This window comes from Streptomyces sp. NPDC090741, from assembly GCF_044769045.1.
Lineage (GTDB): Bacteria > Actinomycetota > Actinomycetes > Streptomycetales > Streptomycetaceae > Streptomyces.
This window is the reverse complement of record NZ_JBIVXF010000003.1, coordinates 331,502-345,970: the sequence shown is the minus strand read 5'-3', so window position 1 is coordinate 345,970 and position 14,469 is coordinate 331,502. Positions and strand designations below refer to the sequence as shown.

General features: G+C 73.5%; 12 protein-coding genes and 1 tRNA gene. 2 read left to right on the top strand and 11 right to left on the bottom strand.

The features are described from left to right. Nucleotides 1-384: 384 nt before the first annotated feature. A tRNA-Pro gene (locus tag ACIQU4_RS11195) sits at nt 385-461 on the bottom strand. Between the two features lie 93 nt (nt 462-554). Between ACIQU4_RS11195 and ACIQU4_RS11190 the strand changes: the two genes are divergently transcribed. Beyond that, nucleotides 555-1,088, top strand: a complete 534-nt coding sequence (locus tag ACIQU4_RS11190) for a DUF309 domain-containing protein (protein WP_403728232.1) — start codon at nt 555-557, stop codon at nt 1,086-1,088. Nucleotides 1,089-1,116: 28 nt separating this feature from the next. On the opposite strand, the gene ACIQU4_RS11185 is transcribed toward ACIQU4_RS11190, so the two are convergent. Genes ACIQU4_RS11185 through ACIQU4_RS11170 form a run of 4 tightly spaced genes read right to left on the bottom strand, consistent with a single transcriptional unit; the run spans nt 1,117 to nt 4,377 of the window. Next, nucleotides 1,117-1,506, bottom strand: coding sequence for a VOC family protein (locus tag ACIQU4_RS11185; RefSeq protein WP_403728230.1), 390 nt, complete (start codon nt 1,504-1,506; stop codon nt 1,117-1,119). Nucleotides 1,507-1,511: 5 nt separating this feature from the next. Continuing rightward, nucleotides 1,512-2,150: a lactate utilization protein C gene (locus ACIQU4_RS11180; protein ID WP_403728229.1), complete on the bottom strand. Its 639-nt coding sequence runs from the start codon at nt 2,148-2,150 to the stop codon at nt 1,512-1,514. After that, complete coding sequence (locus ACIQU4_RS11175; RefSeq protein ID WP_403728227.1) at nt 2,147-3,625, bottom strand: lactate utilization protein B; 1,479 nt, start codon at nt 3,623-3,625, stop codon at nt 2,147-2,149. The genes ACIQU4_RS11180 and ACIQU4_RS11175 overlap by 4 nt, the downstream gene beginning before the upstream one ends. Continuing rightward, a complete protein-coding gene (locus tag ACIQU4_RS11170) occupies nt 3,622-4,377 on the bottom strand; it encodes a (Fe-S)-binding protein (protein ID WP_403728226.1) in 756 nt (251 codons plus the stop codon). The genes ACIQU4_RS11175 and ACIQU4_RS11170 overlap by 4 nt, the downstream gene beginning before the upstream one ends. An 18-nt stretch (nt 4,378-4,395) precedes the next feature. On the opposite strand from ACIQU4_RS11170, the gene cobF reads away from it, so the two are divergent. Continuing rightward, a complete protein-coding gene (gene cobF / locus ACIQU4_RS11165; protein WP_403728224.1) occupies nt 4,396-5,148 on the top strand; it encodes a precorrin-6A synthase (deacetylating) in 753 nt (250 codons plus the stop codon). Here the strand turns inward: cobF and ACIQU4_RS11160 are convergent. The 6 genes from ACIQU4_RS11160 to ACIQU4_RS11135 all read right to left on the bottom strand — a co-directional run bounded on the left by ACIQU4_RS11160 (nt 5,145) and on the right by ACIQU4_RS11135 (nt 14,405). After that, a complete protein-coding gene (locus ACIQU4_RS11160) occupies nt 5,145-6,326 on the bottom strand; it encodes an aminotransferase class V-fold PLP-dependent enzyme (protein ID WP_403728222.1) in 1,182 nt (393 codons plus the stop codon). The genes cobF and ACIQU4_RS11160 overlap by 4 nt on opposite strands. A gap of 121 nt (nt 6,327-6,447) precedes the next feature. Then, complete coding sequence (locus ACIQU4_RS11155) at nt 6,448-8,058, bottom strand: alpha/beta fold hydrolase (protein WP_403728221.1); 1,611 nt, start codon at nt 8,056-8,058, stop codon at nt 6,448-6,450. A gap of 12 nt (nt 8,059-8,070) precedes the next feature. Then, complete coding sequence (locus ACIQU4_RS11150; protein WP_403728219.1) at nt 8,071-9,630, bottom strand: alpha/beta fold hydrolase; 1,560 nt, start codon at nt 9,628-9,630, stop codon at nt 8,071-8,073. A 274-nt stretch (nt 9,631-9,904) separates the two neighbouring features. After that, complete coding sequence (locus ACIQU4_RS11145; protein WP_403728218.1) at nt 9,905-11,581, bottom strand: endo-1,3-alpha-glucanase family glycosylhydrolase; 1,677 nt, start codon at nt 11,579-11,581, stop codon at nt 9,905-9,907. An 80-nt stretch (nt 11,582-11,661) separates the two neighbouring features. Continuing rightward, nucleotides 11,662-13,080, bottom strand: a complete 1,419-nt coding sequence (locus ACIQU4_RS11140) for a family 2B encapsulin nanocompartment shell protein (RefSeq protein WP_403728216.1) — start codon at nt 13,078-13,080, stop codon at nt 11,662-11,664. After that, nucleotides 13,077-14,405, bottom strand: a complete 1,329-nt coding sequence (locus ACIQU4_RS11135) for a family 2 encapsulin nanocompartment cargo protein terpene cyclase (protein WP_403728214.1) — start codon at nt 14,403-14,405, stop codon at nt 13,077-13,079. The genes ACIQU4_RS11140 and ACIQU4_RS11135 overlap by 4 nt, the downstream gene beginning before the upstream one ends. Between the last annotated feature and the right edge of the window lie 64 nt (nt 14,406-14,469).

The following is a 14,469-nucleotide window of genomic DNA, read 5'->3' as shown; positions in this document are numbered from 1 at the left end:
AGACCGCGTGCCGCACCCCTCCCCGGGACGGCAGTGAACCGCGCCCCCGAACCGCCCGCCGGTATCCGCCTCGGCCCGGGAAGAGGAGCGTCACGCGCACGTCGCCCCACAGCCGTCGCCACCCTGGAACCGGGTTACCGTCCGCCGGAACAACGGCCAAACAGCGTTGCGACATCCGATACGCCCGGCCGGAGCACCGCGCGGGCGGACAGCAGCCGCCATACGGGCTGCGGGGCCGCCTCGGCGGCGGCCGGGGCCCGCGTCCGGTCCTGGACGGAGCCCCACCTGCCGGACGTGCGACCACATGGCGACCACCATGGCTCCGGACGCACGAAAGGCCGTCCTCTCATCAGTGAGAGAACGACCTCCGACCTGCATATCGCATGGTCGGGACGACAGGATTTGAACCTGCGACCCCTTGACCCCCAGTCAAGTGCGCTACCAAGCTGCGCCACGTCCCGTTGTGCCGTTGAGCTGGGGTTTCCCCCGTCCCGGCGGCACATGCAGAACATTACCCCACGTAGAGGGGTGCGCATGCACGGGTTTCCGGTGGCATGGAGGATGGCGGGGTGAACGCACGGGATCGGGACGGTGAGGGGCGGGCGCGCAGCGCGCGGCCCCGGGACGGGCTGGGGCGGCCGCTGGCGTACGGGGAGCCGGGCGTGCAGCGGCAGCCCGAGGGGGTCGTACGGACGCCTGCCGAGACGGTGGCCGAGGCGCAGCGGCTGCTGGACGCCGGGATGCCGTTCCATGCGCACGAGGTGTTCGAGGACGCCTGGAAGTCCGGTCCCGAGGCCGAGGCCCCGCTGTGGCGGGCCCTCGCGCAGCTGGCGGTCGGGCTCACGCACGCCGCGCGCGGGAACGCCGTCGGCGGGGCCCGCCTGCTGCGCCGGGGCGCCGAAGCACTGGCTCTGGCCGGGCCGGAGACGGCCTCCGCCCGGGGCGGGGGTCCGTACGGGATCGACGTACCCGGGCTGGTCCGCTGGGCCCGGGAGTTGGCCCTGCGGGTGGACGAGGGGCCGGCGGTCGACGCGGCGGCCCAGGCTCCGCAACTCGCGTATCGGCCGGACCGGCAGGACCCCGCCTGAGGCAGGGGGCAACCGGTCCGGACAGGGCCTACGCGGGCTCGAGGAGGTCCCAGCGGTTGCCGTAGAGGTCCTCGAAGACCGCCACCGAGCCGTACGCCTCGTGGCGCGGCTCCTCCAGGAAGCGGACGCCCTCCGCCGTCATCCGGGTGTGGTCCCGGGCGAAGTCGTCGGTGTACAGGAAGAAGCCGACCCGGCCGCCCGTCTGGTCGCCGACGCGGGAGCTCTGGGCCTCGTCCTTGGCGCGGGCCAGCAGCAGCGCCGCCTCCGTGGCGCCCTCCGGGCGGACCACGACCCAGCGGGAGCCGTCCGGGCGCGCGGTGTCCTCGACGAGGTTGAAGCCGAGGGCGCGGGTGTAGAAGTCGATTGCCTCGTCGTAGTCGTGGACGACGAGGGCGGTGAGCGCGATGTATGCGGGCATGGCACTCATTCTGCTGGTCCGGTCAGCAGGACCACCTCCAGGGTGCGCGGGCCGTGCACACCCTCCACCCGGTCGAGTTCGATGTCGCTGGTGGCGGAGGGGCCGGAGATCCAGGTCAGCGGCCGCGTCGGGTCCAGCAGGGGCAGGGCCTGCGGGACCGAGTCCACCACCTGGTCCGGGACCCGGACCACGCAGATGTGGTGGTCCGGGATCAGGGTGATGCGGCGCCGGCCCTGCCCGGGGCCGCCGTCGAGGACGATCGTGCCGGTCTCGGCGATCGCCAGGGCGCAGCCGGTCACCACGCCGTCCACCGCGTCCAGTTCGTACGGGGTCGACTCCGCGCGGTCGTGGACGCGGACCGGGTCCGCCGCCGACAGCCAGTACGCAGGCAGGCCGGGCGGGACGAGGACCGTCCGGGCGCCGCGCTCGGCCAGCAGCCGCGCGAGGAGCGGGGCGATCCCCGCGCCGTCCGTGCGGTGCACCTTCGCGCGGTACTCCGCGAGGTTCGCGGCGAGGAGGTCGGCCTTCGCGGCCGGGGTACGGGCGCCGTGGACCCGGAGGTAGTCCCTGGGGACGGCCGGGTCGGGGGCGCCGTCCGCCGTCGCGCGGCGGATCCGGCCCAGGATGCGGTCCCTGCTGCTCATGCCGTCCCTCCCCCTGCTCCCCGCTCCCGCGCCCACCAGTCCCGGAACGACTCCGCCGGGAGCTCCGGCAGCTCCCGGCTGTCCGTCCACGCCCGCCCGGGCCCCGGCAGCCGGCGCGGCCGCAGCCGCCGGGCCCGGGCCAGCAGCCGCTCCCCCGCGCGCAGCGCGCCCGGGCGGTCCAGGAGCAGCCGGGCGGCCCGCATCGCGGCCCGCTCGGCCGCGTGCCCCCGGGCCGGCAGGATCCGTACGCGGATGCCCTCGCGGGTCACCGGGCCGCCCTGGGCCACCCTCTCGCGCAGGTGGACCAGGACCTCCGGGATGTCGATGGCGACCGGGCAGACCTCGTAGCAGGCCCCGCACAGGGTGGACGCGTACGGCAGCGACGCGTCGATCTCGCTGCCGGTGCCCCGCAGTTGGGGGCTGAGGATGGCGCCGATCGGACCAGGGTAGACGGAGCCGTACGCGTGGCCGCCGGCGCGTTCGTAGACCGGGCAGACGTTGAGGCAGGCGGAGCAGCGGATGCAGCGCAGGGCCTGGCGGCCGACCGGGTCGGCGAGGGTGTCGGTGCGGCCGTTGTCGAGCAGGACGAGGTGGAAGGCGGAGGGGCCGTCGCCGTCGGTGGTGCCGGTCCACATCGTCGTGTACGGGTTCATGCGCTCGGCCGTGGAGGAGCGCGGCAGCGTCTGGAGGAAGATCTCCAGGTCCCGGAAGGTGGGGACCACCTTCTCGATGCCCACCACCGAGATCAGGGTTTCGGGCAGCGTCAGGCACATGCGGCCGTTGCCCTCGGACTCGAAGACGACCATCGTGCCCGTCTCGGCGACCATGAAGTTGGCTCCGGAGACCCCGACCTTGGCGCGCAGGAACTTCTCGCGCAGGTGGAGGCGGGCGGCCTCGGCGAGCTCGCGCGGGTCGTCGCCGAGCCCGTCCGGGGCGGGGCGGCCCCAGTGGCCCATCTCCGCCGCGAAGACGTCCCGGATCTCGGCCCGGTTGCGGTGGATGGCCGGGACCAGGATGTGGGAGGGCCGGTCGTGGCCGAGCTGGACGATGAGCTCGGCCAGGTCCGTCTCGTACGCGGCGATCCCGGCGGCTTCGAGGGCCTCGTTGAGGCCGATCTCCTGGGTGGCCATGGACTTGACCTTGACCACCTCGCGCTCGCCGGTGGCCAGCACCAGCCCGGTGACGATCCGGTTGGCCTCGTCCGCGTCGACGGCCCAGTGGACGGTACCGCCCGCCGCCGTCACCGACTCCTCCAGTTGGAGCAGGTAGCGGTCGAGGTGGCCCAGGGTGTGGTCCTTGACGGCCTTGCCCGCCGCGCGCAGCCGGTCCCAGTCGGCCAGCTCGGCGACGGCCCGGGCCCGTCTGTCGCGGATCGTGTGGGTGGCGCGGCGGAGGTTGGCGCGCAGCACCCGGTCTCCGACGGCCTCGCGCGCCGCGTCCGGGAAGGCCGGCATCCCCATGAACGTGCCCGTCATCTCAGCGGTTCCTCCTCCGTCGAGGCCAGGATCTCGGCGAGGTGCAGGGCCCGCATCGCGTCTCCCCGGCGGCGCAGGATCCCGTCGAGGTGGGCCAGGCAGGAGTTGTCCGCCCCGCAGAGCACGTCCGCGCCCGTCCCGGCCGCGTTGCCGATCTTGTCGGTGCCCATGGCCGCCGACACGTCCGGGTTCTTCAGCGCGAAGGTGCCGCCGAAGCCGCAGCACTCCTCGGCGCCGGGCAGCTCGACCAGGTCCAGGCCCTTCACCGCGGCGAGCAGCCGCCGCGGGCGGTCCCCCAGCCCGAGCCCCCGCAGGCCGTGGCACGAGGGGTGGTAGGTGACGGTGTGCGGGAAGTACGCGCCCACGTCGGTCACCCCCAGGACGTCCACCAGGAACTCGGTCAGCTCGTGGACGCGCGGTACGAGGTCCTCGGCCAGCGCCGCCAGCTCGGAGCCCCGCCCCTCCTGCTCCGCCTGCCGGCCGATGCGCGGGTAGTGGGTACGGACCATCGCCGCGCAGGAACCCGACGGCGTGACCACGTACGGGTGTCCCGCGAAGGCCTCGGCGGTGCGCCGCAGCAGCGGTTCGCTCTCGCGCCGGTAGCCGGTGTTGTACTGCGGCTGCCCGCAGCAGCTCTGGGCCGCCGGGAAGTCCACGCCGACGCCGAGCCGCTCCAGCAGGCGCACGACGGCGATGCCGGTGCGCGGGTACAGCGCGTCGTTGACGCAGGTGACGAACAGGGCGGCACGCATGACGGGCAGAATAGCGGCGTGAAGAAGTTCTCAGTGATCGGCATAGGCGCGGGCGACCCGGACCACCTGACCCTCCAGGCGGTCAAGGCGATCGGCGCGGCGGACGCATTCCTCATCCTGGAGAAGGGCGAGGAGAAGGCGGATCTGACCGGGCTGCGGCGCGCGATGCTCGACGCGCACGCCCGCCCCGGCCACCGGCTGGTGGAGGGCCGCGACCCGGACCGGGACCGGACCCCGGCCGCGTACGCCCCGACCGTGGACGGCTGGCGCAGCGCGCGGGCCGAGATCTTCGAGCGGTTCGTCGCCGAGGATCTGGCGGACGGCGAGACCGGCGCGTTCCTGGTCTGGGGCGACCCCTCGCTGTACGACTCCACCCTCGCCATCCTCGACGAGGTGCTGGAGCGGGGCCGGGTGGCGTTCGAGCACGAGGTCGTGCCGGGCATCAGCAGCATCTCCGCGCTGCTGGCCCGGCACCGGACCAACCTGAACCGGGTGGGCCGGCCGGTCCAGATCACCACCGGGCGGCGGCTGGCCGAGGGCTGGCCGCAGGACGTGGACGACGTGGTGGTGATGCTGGACGCGCGGCACGCCTTCACGGCCCACCTCGACCAGGACCTCTTCATCTACTGGGGGGCCTACGTCGGCACCCCGGACGAGATCCTGGTCTCGGGGAAGCTGGCGGAGGTCGCCGGCCGGATCGAGGAGCTCCGGACCGAGGCCCGCGCCCGCAAGGGCTGGATCATGGACACGTACCTGCTCCGGCGCCGCTAGACACGGCCCGAGCCCGCTCGGCCCAGCAGGGCCGGGAGCCCGGCAGCGAGGCGTTCGTACTCCTCGGGACGGTTGTAGACCTGCCCGCAGACGCGGATGCCGCCGCCGCCCGGCCACGCCCAGACCAGCACCCGGATGCCCAGATCCGCCGCGATCCGCTCGCGCAGGGCCCTCGCGCCCTCCTGGGTCTCGGCGGTGCCGGCCGGCAGCCGCAGGGCGCGCATGGCGAGCCCCTCGGTGTACGGGAGCGGGGTGAGCCCGGGGATCTCGGCGAGCAGGGCCGCGCCGTGGGCGGCGAGGGCGGCGTTGTGGGCCCGTACCTTCGCGGCGTCGAGCCGGTCGAGGAGGTCCAGGCCCTCGGGGGCGGCGAGCCAGCCGGTGTAGTCGGCGGTGGCCCGGTTCTCGACGGAGCGGGGGAACCCGTGCGCGTCCTCCCAGGAGGGGACCAGTGCCCGGACCCGGCCGCGGTGGGCGGGGGCGACGGCGAGGACTGCGCTGCCGGAGGGGGCGTACCCCCATTTGTGCAGGTTGCCGAACCAGAAGTCGGCGCCTCCGACGAGCGGGTCCGCGACCATGCCGGGGGCGTGCGCCCCGTCCACGAGGGTGGCGATCCCGCGGGTGGCGAGGTCGGCGAGCAGCCGGGGCGAGGCGATGAGCCGGGCGGTGGGCGAGCTGATGTGGTCGAGCACCACCGCCCTGGTACGGGGCGTCAGCGCGGCCAGCACGGTCTCGCGTACGGCGTCCTCGTCGGGCAGGTACGGATCCAGGGCGACGGTGGTGATCGGGGCGCGGCGGGCGGCGGCCGCGACGACGGTGCCGTATCCGTGGTCGGTGACCAGGATCTCGTCGCCGTCGGCGAAGGGGACGGCGTCGAGCGCGAGGTTGGCGCCCTCGGTGGCGTTGGCGATGAAGGCGATGCCGTCGGGGTCGGCGCCGAGGTGCCGGGCGACGCGGGCCCGCGCTCCGGCGATCCGGTCGGGGGCGTCGATGAAGAAGGCGTCGGGATCGGCGTGCGCCTCCTCGCGCAAGGCGGCCTGGGCCTCCTGTACGGGGACCGGCACGGCGCCGAACGACCCGTGGTTCAGGTGGGAGACGGCGGGATCGAGCCGGAACAGGGCCCTGCCGCCGGGGAACTCGGCGGGGAGCCCGGCGGGGCGTATCGGCGTCGGCTGGTTCATGGGACCTCCGGGGTGCGGCGCGGCAGTCCCCCGCATCATCGCTCCCCGCGCCGCCCCGGCCCAGTGGGCCCCCGGTCAACCCGGTCAACCCGGTCAACCGGCCGGGCGGGTTTCGCCGCGGTCAGGGCCCGATCTCGAACTGCGGTGGCTTGAGGCTGCTCAGGCATGCGGTCTTCGGCGCGGCCGGGTCGTCGAAGAACGAGACGGTGATCTCCTGGGCGCACTTCGAGGTGGCGAACACCACGTGCGGCTCGTACGGGACCGTGACGACCTTGGCCTTGCCCAGCGTACGGGCGACGTACGGCCCGTTGTCCGCCCCGGTCTGGGAGTCGAAGCCGCCCGACAGGGCGAGGGTCGGGATGTCGCCGCGCGTGGCGTCCCGGATGGAGGGCGGGGCCGCGGGGACGTTCCAGACGGCGCAGTCCGGACGGAGGGAGGTCAGCTGCGGAGCCTGGGCCTGTACCGAGCGGGGGAACGACGGGAAGGCGTCCTGCCCGCCCTTGAGTGCTTCGGCCTGGCTCTCGTACGGCGTCCACTCGCTGCAGAAGACGCCGTAGACGAGCCCGTGCGCGATCCTTCCGACGGCCTGGGGGCTGAGCTTGCCGCCCGCCCACTGCTGGGCGATCCGCTGCGGCTTGCCGTGCGCCAGTTCGTCGAGGGCGCGGGGTACCTGGGGCGCGACGTGGGTGGCGGAGGTCATCCAGTTCACGAGGGCTCCGCCGTCGAGTACGACCTTCACCGGCTTGTCGTTGCCGGGGAGCGTGACGGTGGTGGTGACCGGCTTGGCTTCGAGTTGGCGGACGAGCCGGTCGAAGGTGGCCGACAGGTTCGGATAGCGCTTGTTGCACGCCGGCTGGTCCGCGCAGGCCTTGAACAGGCCGTCGAATCCCTGCCGGGCGCTGCTCCACGTCGCCGCCGAGCCGGCCCTGGAGGGCGGCAGGATGCCGTCGATGCCCACCGAGCGGAGCCCCTCGGGGTGCAGGCGCATGTAGACCAGCGCGAGGTGGGTGCCGTAGGAGATCCCGTACAGGTTCCACTGCTTGACGCCCAGCGCGGCGCGCAGGTCCTCGTAGTCGGCGGCGCTCTCGGTGTCGTTGTAGGCGCCGAGGTCGAGCCCGCGGGCCGCCAGTCGGTCGCGGCAGGCCTTCGTGGCGGCGACGTGCAGGCGTTCGGTGGACGGGGCGTCGTGGACGAGGCCCACGGCGCGTGCGTTGAACTCGTCGATGTTGGGACACAGGAGCGTCGGGTCGGCCGAGTACGTACCGCGCTGGGACATGAAGACGACGTCACGGTCGCGGTTCAGGCCGCCGTCGATCGCCATCTTCGCCTCGCCCACGGCGTCGTCGCCGGGTCCGCCCGCGAGCCACACGATGGGGTCGGGCTTGGGCTTGTCGGCCTTGGCGGGCACGATCGCGACACCGAGTCTGATCGTCCGGCCGCCCGGCTCGGCGCGGTTCTCGGGCACGGTGAGCGTTCCGCAGCGGGCCCCTTCGAGCGCCTCGATCGGTTCCGGCGTCTTCGGGCAGGGGCCAGGTTCGAAGCGGGCGTCGCCCACCGTCCGGGCGGCCGTGCCGATCGGCGCTTCGGGGCCCGTACTGGTGTCGGTGCGGGAGCGCGCCTGAGCGGGCGCCACGAGCAGACCGGTGACGAGGAGACCGGTCGCCATGCCGGCCGACGCGGCCCGGAGTCGTCGTACGGTGCGGCCACGACGGGGCGCTTGCCGGCGTGTCATGAGGCCTCCCGGTCACTTCGGGACGATCGTGAACGGTTCGGGCCGGAGGTCGTCCACGCAAGCGGTGTCGGGCGCGGTCGGCCGGGCGAGGAACGAGGCCAGCACGCGCTGCGCGCAAGGTGACTGCGGGACCACCCAGTGGCCGATTCCGGGGACCTGCACGGCAGTCGAGCGGGACAGGTTGCGGGCCACGCCCTTCGCCCAGCTCGCCCCGGTCTTCACGTCGAACGTGCCGGAGACGACGAGTGCCGGCACCGAGCTGACCGTGGCCACCCGCTGGACCTTCGCGCGGTCCGGAACGTTCCAGATCCCGCACATCGGGTACTGGAAGGGCAGCTGCGGCACCTGGGCCAGGACCGTGTCCGGCCATCCGGGGAAGGCCTTGCGCCCCGCCTTCAGGACATCGGCTTCCGAGTACCCCGGAGCCCACTCGCTGCACGCTATCGAGTTCGTCAGACCGTGTGCGAACTCGCCGACCTTCTGGACCGAGCCGGCCGCGCGGGCCTGCGCGAAGCGCTCCGGGTTTCCGCGGCTGAGCTCGTCGAGCGCCGCCGGGATGTCCTTGGGCCGGGGGGTGAAGGCGACGATCAGGTTCAGCAGCGCGCCCCCGTCGAGAACGGTCCTGACCGGCTTTCCTCCGCTCGGCGGCGTGACGTTCAGCGTCAGGGGGTGGGCCTCCAGCTTGCGCACCTGCTCCGTCAGCATGCGGGGGAGGTCCGGGTACCGGTCCTTGCAGGCGGGCTGCGCCGCGCACGCCTCGAAGACGTTGTGAATCCCCTCGGCGGTGCTGGCCCATGTCCACGGCAGGGTCACGACCTGGGGAGGTGTGATCGAGTCGATCGCCACCGCGCGGATTCCCTCGGGGTGCAGCCGCAGGTACGTGAGGGCCAGGTTGCTGCCATAGGAGTAGCCGTAGACATTCCACCGCGGGATGCCCAGCGCCTTGCGGAGGTCGGCGAAGTCCGCCGCGTTCTCGGTGGTGTTGTAGGCGCTCAGATCGACGCCGTCTGCCGTCAGGCGCGCCCGGCAGTCCTTCACCGCCTTCAGCATGAGCTGCTGCGCCTGCTTCGCGTCATATCCCAGGCCCACGGCCTGCGCGTTGAACCGGTCGACCTCCGGGCAGGCGAGGTTCGGCTTGTCGTAGAGGTTGCCGCGCTGGGCCATGACGATCAGTTCGCGGTCCTTGTTCAGGCCGGAGTCGATCAGGAACGGGATGTCGTCGAACGTGTCGGCACCCGGGCCGCCCGCCATGAACACCACGGGGTCCTGCGCCGGCTTCGCCGGGTTGACGGCCGGAATGACCGCCACGGCCAGTTTGATGGTCTTCTGCCCGCCGGGGCGGGAGCGGTTCTCGGGGACCTCCAGGAAACCGCACCGCGCGCCGCTCAATGCCTCGATCGGCTCGGGCGTTTTCGGGCAGGAGCCGGGCACGAACCGCGGCGCGGCGCTCGGGCCGGGCCCGGTGGACGGGGCCTGTGGTGACCCGGCGGCACTGCTCGGCGTCCCGCCGAACGCCGCCAGGCAGACCAGCACGGCCGCGGCGGCCGCCGCGTCGACACGGTGCTTTGCCATGTGCTCTCGCTCCCGAAGCGGGTTGGTGAAAGCCACCCCTACGACGGTACCGGCCGGCACGAAACCGCGCACACGGTGGGAAAAGCCCCGCCACCGGCCTGGGTCGTGTCGTCAAAGTCCCGTCTGGTCGGCGGGGTCTGGCACGCACGCTCGCCGCGTTGTCGTCGGTCACCGACGCTCCGCGTCGATTCCCTCCTCCGCCTTGCGATCGCACGCACCAGACCCCGCCGACCACCGCCCTTCCGGGCGGCCGACGCTACTTTGACGACACTCCCTAGTCCCGCCCACTGGTGACGGCGTAGTACTGCAGGTCCTGGACCTGCACCGTGCGGTCCGCCGCGTAGGGCAGTTTCACCTCCGCAGCGGCCTTCCCGTCGCGGACCACCGTCGCGGAGCTGCTGCCCGGGCGCAGCGGGAGCAGTTCGCAGTGGATGCCGGCCGGGGCCTCGTGGGCGTCCTCGGCCGCGCCCACCACCGTACGGACGGTCGCCGGGGCCGTGAGGAAGCTGAGCACCTCCACCGTGTCGCGGGACGCGGCGCTGCCCTTGCGCAAGGACATCACCAGCGACTGGGCGCCGGTGGGGTCCGCGCCGGCGAACTGGGTGCGGGCGGAGACGTACAGGGTGTCGCGGACGATCTTGGGCCAGCTGCCCGTCTTGAACTTGGTCAGGTAGTACGAGGAGAGGTCCAGGTAGGCGTAGCCGTTGTGCAGCGAGGGCGCGAACTGGCTGCCCTCGGAGTAGTCGTTCCAGGTCGTGAGCTGCACCCAGTCCGCGCCGTCGTCGATGGCGTGCGTCCAGGTGGAGCGCAGGGTGGCGGTGTTGCCGGCCTCGTCGTACACGCCCTGGTTGGGGCGGGTGTCCTGGACCGACACGGGCTGCATCCAGATCTTGCCCATGCCGTGGGCCCGCTGCACGTCGCGGGTGGCGCTCTCCTGGCCGACGTAGCTGCGGCTGCCCCACTCGGAGAAGCCGTGACTGATCGGCGCGAACCGTGCGTTGTTGGCTTCGAAGTCGAGGAACGTCGGGACGAAGGCGGTGCGGATGCCGTGCCGGGTCCTGAGGAGGTCGAGGACCTGCGTCCACCAGGCGACGCTCTTGGCCTCGGCCTTGAAGGGGGAGACGACGAGCCGGCCGTCGCCGAGGCGGTGCGCGGCGGGTGCCTTGCCCAGGGCCGCGACGGCGTCGGCGAGCACGCCGGGGTCGTCGGTGTTCAGCGAGGTCATGTCCGGCATCAGCATGATCTTGAAGGCGGGGTCGACGGTGTGGGCGGCCTCCATCAGGAGGTGGGCGCGGTCCCGGTTCTGCCCGGACAGGGACAGCATGTCGAGGGTGAACCCGTCGAGGCCCGCGGCGCGGGCGGTGCGCACCTCCTGCTCCAGGTTGGCGAGTTCCCAGTTGCCGCCCCGGGGCTGGACGGGCGGCGGCCGGTCGCGCAGCAGGCCGCCGTACCGCTCGTGCTTGCCGTTCTCCCCGGCCGGGTTCAGGTAGTTGCGGGTGTAGTAGTCGGCGTCGGCGCCGGCGTTGTCCAACGAGAGGGGGTACGGCGTGAAGTAGTGCGCGAACACCAGCTTCCTGCCCGCGCCTCCGGTGCGCAGGGCGGCCGGCCCGGGCAGGTCGAACGGCAGGGCGCCGGCGGGCCGCCCGCCACCGGCCTCCCCGGCGCCCGGGACGCTGCCGGTGCCCTGGTCCGTGCCGCCCGGGCTCCGGCCGGGTGCGGTCGGGGCCTGGCCGGTGGCGCCGGGTGCCGGGCCCCCCGTACCCGTGTCGGGCCCGGCGGCCCAGGGCGTGCCGGTGGCGGGAGCGGACGCGGCGTCTTGGCGGGCGTCGGCCGTGAACGGGTCCCAGGCGATGCCGGCGGCGGTGCAGACGCCGACGAGCAGGAAGGCGGCGGCCGGCAGAGTCAGCAGCGGCCGGCCCCGGAAGCCCGGACGGCGGCGGTGTGAACTCATCGTGGGTGCCCTCCCCTGCACGGTGCCCCGGGTACGGGACTGCAGAGCAGTACAGCCGATCGGCGGCTCCCGGACAACCGTCAGGAGCGGGGGGCCGCGATGTCCACGTTCTCCAGGACCCCGAGGGCGTCGGGGACGAGGACGGCCGTCGAGTAGTAGGCGCTGACCAGGTAGGACATGATCGAGCGCTGGTCGATGCCCATGTAGCGGACGTTCAGGCCGGGTTCGTACTCCTCGGGGATCGCGGTCGGGCGCAGGCCGATGACGCCCTCCTGCTCCTCACCGGTGCGCAGCGCGAGGATCGAGCTGGTGTGGCCGCCGACGACCGGGATCTTGCCGCAGGGCAGCAGCGGGATCCCGCGCCAGGCGGGCACGGACTTCCCCTGCACCTCGACGTTGTCGAGGATCAGCCCGCGCTTGTTGCACTCGCGGAAGAAGGCGGCGATGGCCTTGGGGTGGGCGAGCAGCACCTTCGTGCCGCGGCGCATGGTGACCAGCTCGTCGAGGTCGTCGGGGGTCGGCGGCCCGGACCAGGTGTTGACGCGCTGGTCGTACGCGGCGTTGTGGAGCAGCCCGAACTCCCGGTTGTTGACCAGTTCCCACTCCTGGCGCTCGCGCAACGCCTCGACGGTCAGCCGCAGTTGCTGCTCGAACTGGTTCATAGGGTCGTTGTAGAGGTCGGCGACGCGGGTGTGGATCTGCAGGACGGTCTGGGCGAGGGAGAGTTCGTACTCGCGCGGGCTGAGGTCGTAGTCGACGAAGGTGGCGGGGAGCAGGGCCTCGCCCGCGTGGCCGGAGGCGAGCTCGATGTCGGCCTCGCCGCGCCGGTTGACGGGGCGGCGGCCGCTCTCCACGTACTGTTCGAGGTGGGCGCGCAGGGCGGCGGAGCGCTCCAGGACCTCCTGGAAGGCGCGCCAGCGCAGCACCATCACAGTGCCGGCGGTCGCGGCCCGTACGGAGTAGTCCCAGCGCGGTTCGGGACGGCCGAGGGCGTCGTCGCCGAGCTGGTCGCCGTCGGCGACGACGCCGAGGACGTCGATCGCCCCGTACTTGCCCTGGGCCCTCTTCTCCAGGCGGCCGTGGGCGACGATGAAGACCTCCTCCACGGGCGCGCCCTCCTCGACGAGGGTGTCGCCGGCGCGCAGGTCGCGTTTGACGAACCGCGCGGCGAGGTCCTCGAAGACCTCCTGGTCCGGGAAGCCCTTGAGGGTGGGGAGTTCGCTCAGCGTGGGCGCGAGGATCCGCACGTCGTCGGCGCCGGTCTGGACGAAGGAGACCCTGCCCCGGCCCACGGCGTGGCTCAGGCGCCGGTTGACGCGGTAGGTGCCGGCGCTGACGTCGACCCAGGGCAGCACGCGCGTCAGCCAGCGGGAGCTGATGCCCTGCATCTGGGGCACGGACTTGGTGGTGGTCGCGAGGTTGCGGGCGGCCGCGGTGCTGAGGGCGGCCTGCCGGGCCGCCGCTTCGGCCTCGGGGGTGGGGGCTTCGGGGGTGGTCATGCCGTGGTCCCTCCGTGCGTCGGGCCGGGTGTCCGGGTGCTGTCCAGGGCCGTGGCCCGGCCCGCCGGGTTGTAGCGGGCGCTGGTGCGGTGCCATTCGAGGTTTCCGCCGAGCCAGGCCCATACGTCGGCCAGGAAGCGGACCAGCGGCGGGAATCCGGCCGCGGCGAGGAGGGCCGACTCCTCCTCGAAGGCGTGGACGAGCTCGTCGTGGAGATCGGCGGAGCGCCGCACCGCCTCGGCGCGCGAGCAGCCCTCCTCCGCCTCGATCAGGGCGGGCAGGTTGTAGTTGACGGCGGCGCTCTCGTCCTCGCGGTGCATGGAGTAGAGGTCGTTGACGATGACGCTGGCGGACGCCGCCTTGAGGACCGCGCCCCGCACGCGCGGGTCTGCGTACGCCTCGACCGGGAGCTCGTAGCCGCCGGCCGGGTCGAGCATCACCATCGTGGGCATGAAGCTGTTGTCCTGGCGGACGGCCAGGAACTCCCAGACGGGCGGGGTCCGTCCGGAGACCCGCCAGCCCGCCTCGGCGGTGTATCCGGAGAACAGCGCGGCCATCTCGTGCCGGTAGCGGGTGAGCTGGCAGCGGGTGGCGTACCGGGACAGGTGCTCGCTGCTGGAGCGCAGCGCGACGAGGACCGGGTCGGCGCGCATGGCCTGCTCCAGCAGGGGTGCGTAGGCGGCCGGGAGGTGCGCCGGGTCGATGGCGGCCAGGGCCTGGGACAGGTGGGTGGCGATCCGGAGGGGGACGGCGCCGGCGCTCTCGTCGTCGCAGTAGTAGTCGTCGGTGGCCCACTGGGCGAGGGTGCACTTGGCGGGGGCGAGCAGCCGGTCCGGGTCCTCGACGTGGGCGTAGGTGAGCATGGTGTACCGGCCCATCGCGAGCGCCCGTACGTCGGCCGGCCGCCCGGCGTAGATCCCGGTCTCCTCGGCCCAGGCGACGAGCCGGTCCTCGACCGCCTCCGCGAGGGCCGGGTCGTCGCGCTGCGGGGGCGGGCAGTACAGCTCGGGGACGGCGGGATTCCCCCGGGAACCGCCGGGCGCCGCGGGGGCGGCCGCTGGAACGGCGGACGGTGCGGCCGATGGGCGCTCCGGTACGGAGGCGGGGCGCGGAGCGGGTACGGCCGCCGGGGCCGGGGCCGGGAGGGCGGGCCGGATGCGCAGGGTGCTGGTGCCGGGTCCGCCCGGACCCCCGCGCAGCCGGGCCAGCAACGCCGCACGGGACGGGACGGGAGGGGACGGCGGAACGGAGGGGTCGGGGGCGCGGGACAGGTCGGACGGGTCTGGCGGGTGGGCGGGGTAGGCAGCGGGCGGATGCTTCTGCATGGCACGACAGTGCGTTGCGGGCCGGGCGTACCGGTAGCCGTGCCGGCGTCGGCCCTGTTGAAAA

What these genes read in the sequence shown, in the direction of transcription:
- ACIQU4_RS11190 (WP_403728232.1), top strand. Translation starts at nt 555, where the DNA reads ATGGAGGATGGCGGGGTGAACGCACGGGATCGGGACGGTGAGGGGCGG.
- ACIQU4_RS11185 (WP_403728230.1), bottom strand. Translation starts at nt 1,506, where the DNA reads ATGCCCGCATACATCGCGCTCACCGCCCTCGTCGTCCACGACTACGAC.
- ACIQU4_RS11180 (WP_403728229.1), bottom strand. Translation starts at nt 2,150, where the DNA reads ATGAGCAGCAGGGACCGCATCCTGGGCCGGATCCGCCGCGCGACGGCG.
- ACIQU4_RS11175 (WP_403728227.1), bottom strand. Translation starts at nt 3,625, where the DNA reads ATGACGGGCACGTTCATGGGGATGCCGGCCTTCCCGGACGCGGCGCGC.
- ACIQU4_RS11170 (WP_403728226.1), bottom strand. Translation starts at nt 4,377, where the DNA reads ATGCGTGCCGCCCTGTTCGTCACCTGCGTCAACGACGCGCTGTACCCG.
- ACIQU4_RS11160 (WP_403728222.1), bottom strand. Translation starts at nt 6,326, where the DNA reads ATGAACCAGCCGACGCCGATACGCCCCGCCGGGCTCCCCGCCGAGTTC.
- ACIQU4_RS11155 (WP_403728221.1), bottom strand. Translation starts at nt 8,058, where the DNA reads ATGACACGCCGGCAAGCGCCCCGTCGTGGCCGCACCGTACGACGACTC.
- ACIQU4_RS11150 (WP_403728219.1), bottom strand. Translation starts at nt 9,630, where the DNA reads ATGGCAAAGCACCGTGTCGACGCGGCGGCCGCCGCGGCCGTGCTGGTC.
- ACIQU4_RS11145 (WP_403728218.1), bottom strand. Translation starts at nt 11,581, where the DNA reads ATGAGTTCACACCGCCGCCGTCCGGGCTTCCGGGGCCGGCCGCTGCTG.
- ACIQU4_RS11140 (WP_403728216.1), bottom strand. Translation starts at nt 13,080, where the DNA reads ATGACCACCCCCGAAGCCCCCACCCCCGAGGCCGAAGCGGCGGCCCGG.
- ACIQU4_RS11135 (WP_403728214.1), bottom strand. Translation starts at nt 14,405, where the DNA reads ATGCAGAAGCATCCGCCCGCTGCCTACCCCGCCCACCCGCCAGACCCG.